Origin of the sequence: Nitrosomonas sp. Nm34 (genome assembly GCF_900113925.1) — a bacterium.
Taxonomy (GTDB): Bacteria; Pseudomonadota; Gammaproteobacteria; order Burkholderiales; family Nitrosomonadaceae; genus Nitrosomonas.
In genome coordinates this window covers 1-15,429 of record NZ_FORD01000035.1, presented here as the reverse complement: position 1 = coordinate 15,429, position 15,429 = coordinate 1, and the positions used below count along the sequence as shown (strand labels likewise).

Here is a 15,429-nt window from a genome sequence, read left to right as displayed (position 1 = left end):
TCGAATTACCGCATTTTTTCAAAATCAGTCCAGGATAGTCGCTTATTTCTTCTCCTCCCTTATTATTTCAATCAGAATATTATGCGTTATATCTCTACTCGCGGCGGTATGTCGCCAAGAACTTTTACTGAAATACTGCTGAGCGGCCTTGCGCCAGACGGCGGGCTCGCTGTACCTGAAGTTTATCCAAAGATTAGTCCGTCTGAACTTGAGGCATGGCGCCATCTGGATTATCCAGCGCTTGCATTTGAAGTGCTTTCTCGTTTCATGGATGATATTCCTGCTCATGATTTGCGCAACTTGATAGCGCGCACTTACACAGCGGAAGCATTTGGCAGCACAGACATTACACCGGCTAAAACCCTTGAACCCGGGTTGCACATTTTGTGTTTGTCAAATGGACCAACCTTGGCATTCAAAGATATCGCCATGCAGTTATTGGGAAATTTGTTTGAATATACATTGGCCAAGACAAATGCTGAACTGAATATACTCGGAGCAACTTCAGGTGATACCGGTTCAAGTGCTGAGTATGCCATGCGCGGCAAACGTGGTATCCGTGTATTCATGCTTTCACCACTTGGCAAAATGAGCCGTTTCCAAACCGCGCAAATGTTTTCCTTACAAGATGACAATATTTTCAATATTGCTATTCGCGGTGTCTTTGACGACTGTCAGGATATTGTCAAAGCAGTCAGTAATGATCATATCTTCAAAGAAAAATACCATATCGGCACGGTCAATTCGATCAACTGGGCACGCATAGCTGCGCAGATCGTTTATTATTTCAAGGGGTATTTTGCAGTCACTCAATCCAATGATGAGCAAGTATCATTTTCTGTGCCATCGGGAAATTTTGGAAATATCTTCGCTGGCCATGTCGCGCGTATGATGGGGCTGCCAATCAGACAACTCATTCTTGCCACTAACGAAAATGACGTATTGGATGAGTTCTTTCGTACTGGGCTGTATCGGCCACGCACCACTACTGAAACACATCACACAAGCAGCCCCTCGATGGATATCTCCAAAGCTTCCAATTTTGAGAGATTTATCTTTGACCTGACAGACCGCAATGCGATGCGGGTTAAGGAATTATGGCAATCCATTGATAAAGGCAATGCCTTTGATCTATTTGGGACGGCTTTATGGGTCAAAACGAAAGAGTTTGGCTTTATTTCCGGAACCAGCCATCATGCGGCACGTATTGATACGATTCGCCAACTCTATCATGAGCACAAAGTTTTGATTGACACCCATACCGCGGATGGAGTAAAAGTGGGACTTGAATATCGCGAGCCGGGTATTCCGCTTATTTGCCTGGAAACCGCGCTACCTACAAAGTTTGCCGAAAGTATCAAGGAAGCTGTGGGATTGGAGCCAGCACGGCCTGCAGGATTTAAAAATCTGGAAGATCTACCTCAACGCTTTGAGGTCATGGATAAAGATGTAGATGCAATCAAGAGTTTTATCTGCCAGAAGATTGAACAGACTTGATGATTAAGATTTCACTCTGAATAGATCAATCTTTTAAACTGCATCGATACATTACCCTGCCCTGCTATCTTGATCGGTGAATATTAACTGTTAAGAAAAGGAGGAGCTTCAACCATGCGATTCTCAATTAGCCGGTATAATCCTGACAAGGATGAGAAACCTTACATGCAGGATTACGATATTGAGTTAGAGTCAACTGACAAAATGCTGCTGGATGCCTTGATTCGAATCAAGTCTCAGGATGACAGTCTTAGCTTGCGTCGCTCCTGCCGGGAAGGTGTATGTGGCTCAGATGCAATGAATATCAATGGCCGAAATGGATTAGCTTGCATCACTCCAATCGCTAGTCTGAAAGAACCGATAGAAATCCGCCCTCTGCCTGGCCTGCCGATCATTCGCGATTTAATCGTAGATATGACACAATTTTTTAAGCAATATCACTCGATCAAACCTTATTTGATCAACAATGATCCTCCTCCAGAGACCGAGCGATTGCAATCACCGGAAGAAAGAGCTGAATTGGATGGGCTTTATGAATGTATCCTGTGTGCATGCTGTACCACAGCATGCCCATCGTTCTGGTGGAACCCGGACAAATATGTCGGCCCTGCCGGCTTGCTGCAAGCTTACCGTTTCCTGGCTGACAGCCGCGATCAAGCGACTGCTGAACGATTGGATTATCTGGAAGATCCTTATCGCCTGTTTCGTTGCCATGAAATCATGAATTGTGTCGATGTCTGTCCAAAAGGATTACATCCCATGAACGCAATAAGTAAGATAAAAAATCTGCTGGTGAAAAGAACGATATGAAACAGCGAGAACGCCTTTATTGGCGTTGTCGGCGCGGCTTGCTAGAGCTGGATATTGTATTGCAGCGCTTTCTGGATAAATATTATGCGCAATTAGATGAAGCGCAGTTAAATACGTTTGAATCATTACTCTTACTCCCTGATAATGATCTGTGGGATATAATTTCTTCTAAAAAGGAAGCACCAAGCGAAAACTTGAAGTCATTATTAAAGCTTCTTCAACAAAGTTAAGCAAACTTACGCTGTCAGTTATACTAAACTAAAGCGTGTAGATCCATCCTCAAACCATGGAGATAGATATGTCTGAACAACGTATAGCAACCTTGCTGCTTGGCGAGAATAGAGAACCGGTTGAGCTCCCGATTATGTCGGGTGCGATGGGTCCGGATACGATTGATATCCATACCCTCTATGCCAAGAGTGGCATGTTTACTTATGACCCTGGTTTTCTTTCTACGGCTAGCACAAAATCTGCTATTACATTTATTGATGGGGACAAGGGGATACTCCTCTATCGTGGCTACCCTATTGAGCAGTTAGCGACACAATGCGATTTCATGGAAGTCTGTTATTTGCTACTGAATGGTGAATTACCTTCTGACGAACAAAAAAAGCAATTTGTTCATGCTATCAAGAGCCATACCATGCTGCATGAACAACTGGTCAGATTTTATAGTGGATTCCGCAGAGATGCTCACCCTATGGCAGTAATGGTGGGGGTAGTGGGTGCCTTGTCAGCCTTTTACCATGAAGCAATGGATATTTCAGATGCGGTTCATCGCGAGCAATCCGCCTTCCGGCTGATTGCCAAACTACCGACGATTGCGGCCATGGCTTATAAATACAATATTGGGCAACCCTTCATTTATCCACGCAACGATTTAAGCTATGCTGCAAATTTTCTGCACATGATGTTTGCCACACCAGCTGAACATTATGAACCCAATCCGGTTTTCGTAAAAGCGTTAGATCGTATTTTAATTCTTCACGCTGATCATGAACAAAACGCATCAACTTCTACAGTCCGCCTGGCAGGTTCCAGTGGCGCCAATCCATTTGCCTGTATTTCTGCCGGCATCGCCTGTTTATGGGGCCCCGCGCATGGGGGCGCAAATGAAGCATGCCTTAACATGCTGGAGGAAATTGGCGATACTTCACGCATCAATGAATATATTAAACGCGCGAAAGACAAGAATGATCCTTTCCGCCTGATGGGCTTCGGTCATCGGGTATACAAAAATTTTGATCCACGCGCAAAACTGATGCGTGAAACCTGCCACGAGGTATTAGATGAGATGGGGCTCCATAACAATCGCCTTTTCAAGCTCGCCTTGGAGCTAGAGAAAATTGCTCTGGAAGATGATTATTTCATTACTAAAAAACTTTATCCCAATGTCGATTTTTACTCTGGCATCATACAACGTGCATTAGGTATACCAACCTCTATGTTTACTGCAATTTTTGCAATGGCACGGACGGTGGGCTGGGTAGCTCAATGGAATGAAATGATCGCTGATCCCGATCAAAAAATAGGACGCCCTCGTCAGCTCTACACCGGTGTGACACAAAGAAACGTACCGTCGAAAGAAACTGACAAATAGTAAGATCAACCCTAAATTTTAGAAATAAATTTTATGTGTATAAGGGTAAAAAGAGAAAAACCATAAAATTAAATTAGCATTGTTGGAATACAAGTCGACCGGCCAAATAAAATAAATCATATTGTGCAGGTACAACCTATTGCAAAGTGCTTCCGTTTTTTAACATATAGCGAGTTTGGTCATGATGAGACAATTCCTTGAGAATTCAATGTTATTTGGCACTAATGCTCCGTTTATCGAAGATCTCTATGAAAAATATCTCAGCAGTCCGGATTCAATCCCTCCTGAATGGAGGGGTTATTTTGATTCATTGCAGCAGACCCTGACGATAACTGCACGAGATGTTCCCCATACTCCCGTCATTGAATCATTTGTAAAACTCGCACAAACTCCTCTATCTGAAAAACGTGTGGGCAGCTTACCAGTCGCTCCTTCTTTAGTCTCGGCTGAGGCTAAGGAACGTAAACAAATAGCTGTTCTCCAGCTTATCAACATGTACCGCTTTCTTGGGGTGCGTCTGGCACGTCTCGATCCACTCAATCATCAGCAAATATCGGATACACCAGAACTCGACCCGGCTTTTTATGAATTAACTGAAGCCGATATGGAGACCGTTTTTAATACGGGTTCACTGGTAGGTCAGGAACATGCGCCATTAAAGGAAATTTTACAAATACTGCGGCAAACTTACTGCGGCACCATTGGCGCAGAATATATGTTTATTACTGATTTAAAGCAGAAGCGCTGGATTCAGAATCGTGTGGAAGGTCCGCGCTCCCAGCCCAGCCTTACTGCTGATTACAAACGACATATCCTTGAACGCCTAACTGCTGCAGAGGGTCTGGAAAAATACCTTCACACTCGCTATGTTGGACAAAAGCGTTTCTCTGGTGAAGGAAATGAAAGCCTGATTCCTTTACTGGATAAATTGTTACAACATGCCGGCGAAGTCGGCGTACAAGAAATCGTGATTGGCATGGCACACCGAGGCAGACTGAATGTGTTGGTTAACACGTTAGGCAAAATGCCCTCAGATTTGTTCCTGGAATTCGAAGGAAAAAAAGTGCAGACGCTCGCCGCCGGCGATGTGAAGTATCATCAGGGATTCTCATCCGCTGTGATGACACCGGGTGGAATTGTATATCTTGCCCTTGCGTTTAATCCTTCCCACCTTGAAATCGTTAACCCTGTGGTGGAAGGCTCAGTTCTTGCCCGTCAGCATCGTTTGCAGGATAAAAACGGAGAGTTAGTCATTCCTGTGTTGCTGCATGGCGATGCAGCCTTCTCTGGGCAAGGAGTGGTAATGGAAACATTAAACTTGTCGCAAACACGAGGCTATGGTACAGGCGGTACCATTCATATCATCATTAATAACCAGATCGGCTTTACTACCTCGAACCCTCGTGACAGCCGTTCCACTCTTTATTGCACCGATGTGGCAAAAATGATCGAAGCCCCTATTTTCCATGTCAATGGTGATGATCCTGAAGCTGTTGTCATGGTGACAGAAATTGCATTGGATTATCGCATGCAGTTCCACAAGGATGTTGTCATTGATTTAGTGTGTTTTCGCAGGCAAGGTCACAATGAGCAGGACGAGCCCATGGCCACGCAGCCCTCCATGTACCATATCATTAATAAACATCCTGGAGCACGCAAGCTTTACATGGATAAGCTGGTCGCAGCAGGTATCATTACTGTGGCTGAGGCAGAAGCTATGGTCAAGGCCTACTATGATGCCATGGATGCAGGGAGCAACCCCAACAAAGCCATTCTCTACGATTATAAACCACCTCACGCAACCAATTGGGTGCCATTCCTTAATCCAGGTAAATGGAATCAACCAATAAAAACAGGCGTTCCCATAGATAAGTTAAAATTCCTGGCAGAACGGCTAACGGATACTCCGGCGACCTTTAAATTGCATCCGAGGGTGGAAAAAATTATTGCCGATCGTCGTGAAATGGGAAAAGGAAACTTGCCACTGGACTGGGGAATGGCTGAAAATCTAGCCTACGCCTCGCTACTGAAAGAGGGTTATCCCATCCGCTTCTCCGGACAAGATAGTGGGCGCGGCACCTTTTTCCATCGCCATGCGGTATGGCATGACCAGAATCGCGAGCAGGAACAATGGGAAGATGGCATTTATGTACCGCTTCATCATATTGCAGCCAAGCAACCTGATTTCACGATTATCGATTCCATGCTCTCGGAAGAAGCCGTATTAGGTTTCGAGTATGGTTATGCAACGGCTCAACCAAATGCACTCGTTATATGGGAGGCGCAGTTTGGTGACTTTGCTAATGTCGCACAAGTTGTCATTGACCAATTTATCACCTCGGGCGAAGCCAAATGGGGACGTTTATGTGGATTAGTCATGATGCTGCCGCATGGGTATGAGGGGCAAGGGCCTGAACATTCATCGGCCCGGTTAGAGCGATTCCTGCAGTTATGCGCAGAATATAATATCCAGGTATGTGTTCCTTCCACACCTGCCCAGATCTTTCATTTGTTACGGCGGCAGATGATCCGCCCCATTCGCAAACCATTGATCATCATGATGCCCAAAAGCTTGCTTCGACATAAAGAATCGGTATCTTCATTAGAAGATCTCGCTGATGGTCAATTCCAAGCGATCATTCCCGAAATCGAGCCTCTCAATGCAGATAGGGTAAAGCGTATCATTGGCTGTAGTGGCAAGATATATTATGAATTACTCGCCTATCGCCGCAAGCAAGGCATTACCGATATGGCCATCATTCGGATCGAACAGCTCTATCCCTTCCCACACGAAGATTTTCAAGTAGAAATAGATCGTTACCACAATGCCAAGGAAATCATCTGGTGCCAGGAAGAACCAGGCAATCAGGGAGCTTGGCACCGTATTCAACATTACATCCTTAGGCATAAGCGACCTGATCAGATTCTCAGCTACACTTTACGCCCTTCATCGGCATCACCTGCTGTTGGTTATCTGGAGTTGGATCGGTTCCAGCAGAAAGAACTGGTTGAGGCAGCATTTCGGGATAAAATTTAAAAAGGAAAGCAGATTATGTTAATCGAAGTCAAAGTACCACAATTGTCTGAATCGGTTGCTGAAGCCACTTTGATTTCCTGGCACAAGCAGCAAGGTGAGTTGGTCAATCGCGGTGAAAATCTTATTGATGTTGAAACTGACAAAGTAGTTCTCGAGCTACCTGCTCCGCAGCAAGGTATTCTAGCTGAAATTATTAAGGGGGATGGTGCCACAGTAAAAAGTGGCGAAGTAATCGCTAAAATAGAGACAGAGATTCGGGAAGCCAAAGAACATCCTAAGGTTGAAGCCATGCCTGAAAAAAAAATCACATCCTCTGAAGCCTCAGGAAGCGAGGAAACACCCTCCGTAGAAGAAACTGAGCCGGTCACACCAAAGCTAATGCCTGCAGCTAAAAAAATGGCTCAAGAAAACAATCTCAGCTTGGATGATCTCAATGTTATTAAAGGAACAGGACGTGATAGCCGCATCACTAAGGAAGATATCCTAGCCTATGTGAAAAATAAGGCCCTTACCTCTCAAGCAAAAACCAAAATGCCTGAGACAGTGGTAATGCCTGCAACCGGAGATCGACCTGAACAACGCGTGCCGATGACTAGATTACGCATGCGTATTGCTGAGCGGTTGGTACAGTCTCAAGCAACCACTGCCACTCTGACGACATTCAATGAAGTCAATATGCAGGCGATTATTGATTTACGTATGCGTTACAAAGATGCCTTTGAAAAAGAGCACGGAGTTAAACTCGGAATTACTTCGTTCTTCGTCAAAGCAGCTGTTGCCGCGCTGAAAAAATTTCCTATTATCAACGCTTCGGTAGATGATAACGACATTGTTTATCATGGTTATTATGACATCGGTATCGCTGTGGCAAGTCCACGCGGATTGGTAGTACCGATTATCCGTAACGCGGATCAGTTATCACTGGCAGAAATAGAAAAGCAAATCGCTGATTTCTCAAAAAGAGCGCATGAGGGTAAATTGACCATTGAAGAATTAATGGGGGGTACTTTTTCCATTACGAATGGGGGTATCTTTGGATCGATGCTTTCCACACCCATTATCAATCCGCCGCAGAGTGCGATTTTAGGTATTCACGCGACTAAGCAACGCCCTGTAGTTGAAAATGGTCAAATCGTTATACGTCCTATCAATTATCTTGCGCTTTCTTATGATCATCGCATTATTGATGGTCGTGAAGCTGTGCTGTCGCTGGTCGCTATCAAGGAAGCTTTAGAATATCCCGTCAGTCCGCTATTTGAGCAATGAGCCATTAGAAATAACTCATTAATAAATGATCTCTACGTTCTCTGGCTGTAGATAAGTAGATAGCGATTCAATCAATGTGTCATCTAGATGAACCTGCCATGTATTACCTAACTCGATCTCGCAGGTTGCATACTGATTCCGGTAAATGACCGTTACAGGGCAGTAGGAATAAAGGTGGCTTTCTGCACCTTTATTTTTGGCTATACTATCTTGCCGATAAGGCATGAATAATTCCTTAAGCTTGGCGATAGTGGTGATATCAGAGGTTACCGAGCCGTTGATGACGAATCTTAATTTTTTTGCATGGCAAGAGCGAGCACTCGCAAGATCATAAAGTTTATCGGCAATAATGCGAAGCTCATCATTGCCTCCAAAAGCATTACTAATAGTCACTTCAGCAATCAGAAGTTGATCTTCTTTTAGAAGATCAGTGTGTTGACAAAATAATTCGTTATAAACCACGACCTCTACTTGGGCATGACCATCGTCTAACACAATGATGGCCATTTTCCCTCGACGCGTCATTTGCGCGCGGACAGAATGAATCACGCCAGCAATTAGCTGAAGCTCTCGTCGTAAACTTGAACTAAGTCGATCTAGGCGGGTCTGGACAAAGTGGCTAAGCTCTTTTACGTAGGTAGAAAATGGATGTCCGCTGAAATAAAACCCTAGTCCCAGCTTCTCATTCTGCAATATCTCTTTCTCTGACCATTGGGGAACGTTAACTAAAGCCGGATGTTGAAAATTATTCTCAATTTCTGTAAATAAACTCGTCTGATGAATTGACAAACTACGTTGCTCGGCAAATTCGATCGCGATGCCTACAGAGGCTAATAAGCCTGCTCGGTTAGGATCGATACTATCAAATGCACCGACACGAATAAGTGATTCTATAACACGACGGTTTACTACTCGCCGATCAATCCGACAACAAAAATCAAATAAATCAGTAAACCATCCACCTTGATTGCGTGCTTCAATAATGGCTGAGATAGCCCCTTCCCCGGTGCCCTTCACTGCTCCCAAGCCATAACGGATAGTTCTTTCATCAACTGGATGGAAATGATACCCGGATTGATTGATATCTGGCGGTAAAATAGTGAGCCGATTGGCCAGACCGTCCCCGTAAAAAACATTGATCTTATCGGTATCATTCATTTCTGCCGACAAACACGCAGCCATAAACTCTGCAGGAAAGTGTGCTTTAAGATAAGCTGTCTGAAACGCGATCAAGGCATAAGCCGCAGCATGCGATTTATTGAAACCATAGCCAGCAAATTTCTCCATCAAATTAAACAGCGTAATTGCATCCTGTTCAGTCAAACCATTCTTGATGGCACCTGCTACAAAAATATCGCGTTGCTGCGCCATTTCTTCAACCTTTTTTTTGCCCATCGCACGCCGTAGTAAATCAGCGCCCCCCAGGCTATACCCGCCTATCACCTGAGCAATTTGCATCACTTGTTCCTGATAAATCATGACGCCATACGTTGGCCCAAGAATAGGTTCCAGACGCGGATCCAGATATTCCACACGTTTTCCGTGCTTACGTTCTATAAATTCGGGGATCAGATCCATTGGCCCAGGTCGATAAAGTGCGACCAGAGCGATGAGATCTTCAAACCGATCAGGCTTCGCTTTTTGCAGCAGATCTTTCATACCGCGTGATTCAAATTGAAAAATTCCGATGGCGTTGCCTTTTCTCATCAACGCATAGGTTGCAGCATCCTCTAAAGGAATATGATTTAAAGAAAAGGGTAGATTCAGTGGAGATGCCAACTGTCCAGCCTGCTGGTCGGCTGCCTGTGCCCCTAATTCAGCATAACGCTGCCGAATATCACAAACTGCCCTGTCGAGAATAGTCAGGGTACGCAATCCAAGGAAATCAAACTTCACCAGACCAATTTTCTCGACATCATCCTTATCAAATTGACTAACGACCGAATCTCCCGCATCAGCGCAATACACAGGGCAAAAATCAGTAATCTTGCCCGGTGCAATCAGCACCCCCCCTGCATGCATCCCCACGTTGCGCGTCAGCCCCTCTAGACGTTCTGCCAGTTCCAGCAAATTACGCACATCTTCTTCCTCTCGTGCGCGCTGTTCCAATTGAGGTTCAACAGCACGTGCTTTTTTTAGCGTCATCCCGATCTCAAATGGCACTAATTTGGCTAATTGATCGACAAAGTTATACGGCAAATCGAGCACACGGCCCACATCTCGCACGACTGCTTTTGCTGCCATCGTGCCAAAAGTGACAATCTGTGAAACACTTTCAGCGCCATAGCGCTGCTTCACGTATTCAATGACGCGTTCACGCCTATCCTGACAGAAATCGATATCAAAATCTGGCATAGATATCCGTTCGGGATTCAGGAAACGCTCGAACAGCAAATCATAGCGCATCGGGTCAAGATCAGTAATCCCAAGTGAATAAGCTACAAGAGAACCAGCACCTGACCCACGCCCTGGACCTACCGGCACATCGTTCTGCTTGGCCCAGTTGATAAAATCAGCAACGATTAAAAAATAGCCTGCAAATCCCATCTGGATGATAGTATTCACTTCGAAATCCAGTCTCTCCTGATATTTTGGCAGCTTCGAAGCATATACTTCGATCTCTGGAAATAGAACATGCAGGCGTTTTTCTAACCCAGCTTCGGCCTGCTCACGCAAATATTGCTCAATACTAACCGCACCCGGTGTTGGAAAACGTGGTAAGCGATTAACACCTAGCTCGAGCACAAGTGAACAGCGTTTGGCAATTTCTATACTGTTGGCAAGAGCGGCTGGTATATCCGCAAAAAGAGCCTGCATCTCTGCTTGCGTTTTAAAATATTGCTGCTCGGTAAAGCGAAGCGGACGCCGGCGGTCACCTAGCACATATCCTTCTGCAATGCATACCCTCGCCTCATGAGCTTTATAATCTTCAGGTTCTAAAAATTGCACTGGATGAGTTGCTACCACAGGTAATTGCAATTTGGAAGCCAGCTGCAGAGAATTGCGTACGCAGCTTTCCTCGTTCGCATAGCCGATCCGCTGCACCTCGATATAAAATCGTCCTGGAAATAAGCTTGCCCATTCTTGAGCCAGGATTTCAGCTGAACTCAAATTATTTTGTGATAGATGCCACCCTATTTCGCTATGGTGGGCACCTGATAGTAGAATCAATCCATCTGTTCCGCTTTCATCAGCATGAAACCAGGATTTGCGGAATTCAGCCCGGCCACGGTATAAATTCTCACGATAAGCTCGTGATAGCAAACGACACAATAACAAGTACCCAGTAAAAGATTGGCATAATAATAAAACGCGGGTAGGTTTATCACGATCTGTCTCATTCGTAATCCAGATATCACACCCAATGATGGGTTTGATACCCTTTTTATAAGCGCTTTGGTAGAATTTGATCAATCCAAAAAGATTGGCAAGATCCGTTAACGCCACTGCTGGCATATTATCTGAAGCTGCTTTTGATAAAACTTCATCGATACGAACGATGCTATCAACGATGGAGTATTCACTATGCAATCGAAGGTGGATAAAAGCAGGATCAGTCAGCATAATGCTACAATTAAAAAATTAACTATTTGGCTTTCAGGATTATTTCTGGGGATGATTCACTATTAATCGGCGTAGTTTCTCGTATGCGTACCAGACTGCCCATCGATTTAACATTACTGCTCATTTTACACTATGCTAAACACCCTTGAACTTTTACTCCCAGCTGGCTCGCTGGAAAAAATGCGTATTGCTTATGCTTATGGCGCTGATGCAGTTTACGCTGGCCAACCACGGTATTCTCTACGAGCCCGCAATAATGAGTTTTCTCTGGAGCAATTACGTACCGGCATTACAGAAGCCCATGCACTAAACAAAAAATTCTTTGTTACCAGCAACCTTATGCCTCATAACGCCAAGGTAAAAACTTATATGGCTGATATGGTACCCGTCATTGAGCTCAAACCCGACGCGCTGATTATGGCAGACCCCGGGCTTATTATGTTAGTCAGAGAGAAATGGCCGGATATTCCAATCCACCTCTCTGTTCAAGCTAATACTGTCAATTATGCTGCGGTAAAATTCTGGCAGAAAATCGGATTAACACGCGTCATCCTCTCCAGAGAACTGTCACTTGATGAAATTAACGAAATTCGTCAACTTTGCCCAGACATGGAGCTGGAGGTGTTTGTTCATGGGGCCTTATGTATTGCTTACTCAGGGCGATGCCTGTTATCAGGTTACTTTAATCACCGCGATCCAAACCAGGGTACTTGCACCAATTCTTGTCGATGGGACTATAAAGTCAAGTCAGCCGAAGAAAATGCAACCGGCGGCATTGAACCTTTGCAAAAAATTGACTTCGACTTCAACCAGGCATTAATGCAACAACCTACCCCTCAGGATAATATCAAACGGCATCCGGCTGCAGATCAGGTTTATCTGATTGAGGAAGGCGAGCGACCAGGCCAGCTTATGCCCATCATGGAAGATGAGCATGGCACCTATATTATGAACTCTAAAGATCTGCGCGCAGTGGAACATATTGGACGACTTGCCAAAATCGGGGTCAATTCTCTCAAAATCGAAGGGCGAACCAAATCAGCCTATTATGTTGCGCGTACAGCCCAAGTCTACCGTAAAGCGATAGATGATGCGATAGCCAACCGCCCCTTTGATCCTGCCCTGCTTGGTCAATTGGAAGGGCTTGCCAATCGTGGTTATACCGACGGTTTCTACCAGCGGCATCATAGTCATGAAACTCAGAATTATCTGCGTGGCCATTCGGAATCAAACCGTAGTCAATATGTGGGAGATGTGACGGCTATCGATGAAATCAGCGGCATGGCTGAAATTCTAGTTAAGAATCGCTTTGAGATCGGAGATCGCTTGGAGATCATTCACCCCTCTGGCAATCAAGTGATTGAGCTGGAACAGATGCAAAACATTGATGGCCTAGCCATTCATATCGCTCCAGGTAGCGGTCATCGGGTGAGAATTCCGCTCAAAGGAAATATTGAAAAAGCTTTTGTAGCCAGGTTCTTATCTTGATCCAGGAAAATCTACTAAAAAACCGAGATTTTTAAACAGCCCAGGCGTTCACACTGACTCAAAGAAACTGATAAGCCGCTGAGGCAGCCAACTATGCTGACCAGGGAAAGTTCCATGCATAAATCCCACATGCCCGCCTTGCTCAGGAAATTCAAGCAAAACCATAGATGAAACCTTACCTCTTGTCGGCAATGCATGAGCTGGCATAAATGGATCATTTTGCGCATTGATAACAAAAGCGGGAACCTGGATATGTTGAAGCCAAGGCTTACTGCTGGATTTACTCCAGTACTCTTCCGTATTACGGAAGCCATGCAAGGGTGCTGTAACATGGGTATCGAATTCATATAGCGAACTCGTTGCAGCGATCGCCTGCCCATCGAGCAAGCCTGGAAAGCGCTTATGTTTTTCTAATGCTTTACGCTTTAAAGAACTCAGAAAATGCCGAGTATAGACTTGGTTAAAGCCTAACTCAAGCGCCTTTCCAGCAGCAGTTAAATCAAGTGGGGCTGAAACTGCAGCAGCAGCTGTAACCAATCTGCTTGCCTGACTGCCTTGTTCACCCAACCATTTCAATAACGCATTTCCTCCAAGTGAAATGCCGATTACGTAAAGTGGCAAACCTGATTTCTGCAACTCACATTGATGCGCTATTCGTTGTAGCATCCAATCTATTTCTATTGAATCACCTGCATGATAAGCACGTGGTAGTCTATTAGGCTCTCCAGAGCAACCCCGGAAATGAATGATCGCACCACGCCAATTCTGCTCTCGCAGATAATTCAAAATACTGAGTGAATAATGACTGCGTGAGCTTCCTTCAAGTCCATGAAACATGACCACCAGCGGTTTATCCAAAGGACCATCCAACCAATCAACATCTACAAAATCACCATCTTTAAGTTCCCAGCGTTCACGCTGTAAAGCAACTTGCGTTGATGGCCTTAGAAAATAAGGATAAATCGTCTGTGCATTACCACCTGGCAACCATTTGGGCGCAACATACTTAAATTTAGCGTTCATATAATCTCGGACATCCAACAATGAGTTTCTCAAAAATGACAAAGAATAATCGTTATTTTCTTGCCATGCCAATAAATTAATTCTTGTTGATTCTCATCCAGTCCAACTTATAGTGATGGAAAGTGTCACTAACTATATGCAGTGAAAAATTTATTTTTCGTTTTAAAAGCAATAAATATTACCTTGCTTTTCAAGCATACCGCTTACTCAAAGCAAAATAAAATATAAAGCCCAAAAGCCCAAAAAATCATTCTTTTTAACTTATATTTGAACCTATACAATATTTCAGTTAGAATGTCGCATTACCCAGGCGCGTAGCTCAGCTGGTTAGAGCATCACCTTGACATGGTGGGGGTCGTTGGTTCGAGTCCAATCGCGCCTACCAAAATATCAAATAAATAAATACAAGAATCAATAGCCAGTTTTAGGTCTTATTTTTTTATTTGTTGCATAGCTAAGAATATGACATTTGAGAAAAAAGCAAGTTTCATGCTGATTGCCATAATGTCGTTTTGATAATCCATATATTCTCTGCCTCTCGTACTTCAGTACAACTTCCAAATTGAATAAAGTGATAAATAAGCTTTTTAGAATGAAATGTAGTGCTATTTGGAGCAGATCATAAGAAGAGCTTATTTTTCAGCAAACACATGATGATGAAATCATGGGGTGTCTACTATTTTGGAAAATTTTCTATTGATGATTTTAACCTATCTTCCGATTTCTACTCCAAAATTATTAGAAAATTTATATTTATTTCACCAACTGTGAAATAAATATAATTGATATTCAATATCTTGTTTCTTTGACGCTCTCTTATTCTTGTATTGTAGCGCTATAATATTAATATTATGTAGTAAGTATCGCATCTATTCATGCAATGGCCACTAGATATATATTCATATTCGATACACAACAATTAAAAGTAAACAATCGAGCGGACCCTACAAAACTATACCCATCGCACATGAAATTTCGGCACTCAGGTGCTGCCAATGATGTGGAAATTATCAGTTAATAATGTGCGTAATTCTGCTTCGTAATGATCCGTTGCTGTAAAAAAAGCTTGGCAAGCACTTTTGAAAAGTGAAAAAGTTTCATAGTAGCGACCATACAGGATTTTCTTCTTGAAAAATTTCCAATA

General features: G+C 43.9%; 9 protein-coding genes and 1 tRNA gene. 8 read left to right on the top strand and 2 right to left on the bottom strand.

The window, feature by feature from the left end; all coding sequences use genetic code 11:
* Positions 1-81: 81 nt before the first annotated feature.
* The 6 genes from thrC to odhB all read left to right on the top strand — a co-directional run bounded on the left by thrC (position 82) and on the right by odhB (position 8,210).
* The gene (thrC, locus tag BM283_RS12430; RefSeq protein ID WP_090693592.1) at positions 82-1,497 is read left to right on the top strand and encodes a threonine synthase; all 1,416 of its coding nucleotides are present in this window, start codon (positions 82-84) and stop codon (positions 1,495-1,497) included.
* 114 nt (positions 1,498-1,611) lie between these two features.
* Complete coding sequence (locus BM283_RS12425; protein ID WP_046851064.1) at positions 1,612-2,307, top strand: succinate dehydrogenase iron-sulfur subunit; 696 nt, start codon at positions 1,612-1,614, stop codon at positions 2,305-2,307.
* Positions 2,304-2,537, top strand: a complete 234-nt coding sequence (locus tag BM283_RS12420; protein WP_046851065.1) for an FAD assembly factor SdhE — start codon at positions 2,304-2,306, stop codon at positions 2,535-2,537. The genes BM283_RS12425 and BM283_RS12420 overlap by 4 nt, the downstream gene beginning before the upstream one ends.
* A gap of 68 nt (positions 2,538-2,605) precedes the next feature.
* Positions 2,606-3,907, top strand: a complete 1,302-nt coding sequence (gene gltA / locus BM283_RS12415) for a citrate synthase (RefSeq protein WP_090693589.1) — start codon at positions 2,606-2,608, stop codon at positions 3,905-3,907.
* Positions 3,908-4,088: 181 nt separating this feature from the next.
* Complete coding sequence (locus BM283_RS12410) at positions 4,089-6,944, top strand: 2-oxoglutarate dehydrogenase E1 component (protein WP_090693587.1); 2,856 nt, start codon at positions 4,089-4,091, stop codon at positions 6,942-6,944.
* Positions 6,945-6,959: 15 nt separating this feature from the next.
* Positions 6,960-8,210, top strand: coding sequence for a 2-oxoglutarate dehydrogenase complex dihydrolipoyllysine-residue succinyltransferase (odhB, locus tag BM283_RS12405; RefSeq protein WP_090693585.1), 1,251 nt, complete (start codon positions 6,960-6,962; stop codon positions 8,208-8,210).
* An 18-nt stretch (positions 8,211-8,228) separates the two neighbouring features.
* On the opposite strand, the gene dnaE is transcribed toward odhB, so the two are convergent.
* Positions 8,229-11,774: a DNA polymerase III subunit alpha gene (dnaE, locus tag BM283_RS12400; RefSeq protein ID WP_090693583.1), complete on the bottom strand. Its 3,546-nt coding sequence runs from the start codon at positions 11,772-11,774 to the stop codon at positions 8,229-8,231.
* A 132-nt stretch (positions 11,775-11,906) separates the two neighbouring features.
* Between dnaE and yegQ the strand changes: the two genes are divergently transcribed.
* Positions 11,907-13,262 (top strand): prephenate-dependent tRNA uridine(34) hydroxylase TrhP, encoded by a 1,356-nt coding sequence (yegQ, locus tag BM283_RS12395; protein WP_090693580.1) that lies wholly within the window; start codon positions 11,907-11,909, stop codon positions 13,260-13,262.
* A 48-nt stretch (positions 13,263-13,310) separates the two neighbouring features.
* Here yegQ and BM283_RS12390 read toward each other — a convergent pair whose 3' ends face one another.
* Positions 13,311-14,285 carry a hydrolase gene (locus BM283_RS12390; RefSeq protein WP_090693578.1) on the bottom strand — a complete coding sequence of 325 codons (975 nt, stop codon included), beginning with the start codon at positions 14,283-14,285 and terminating at the stop codon, positions 13,311-13,313.
* 308 nt (positions 14,286-14,593) lie between these two features.
* Here BM283_RS12390 and BM283_RS12385 point away from each other — a divergent pair.
* Positions 14,594-14,670 (top strand) — tRNA-Val (locus BM283_RS12385).
* Positions 14,671-15,429 lie beyond the last annotated feature (759 nt).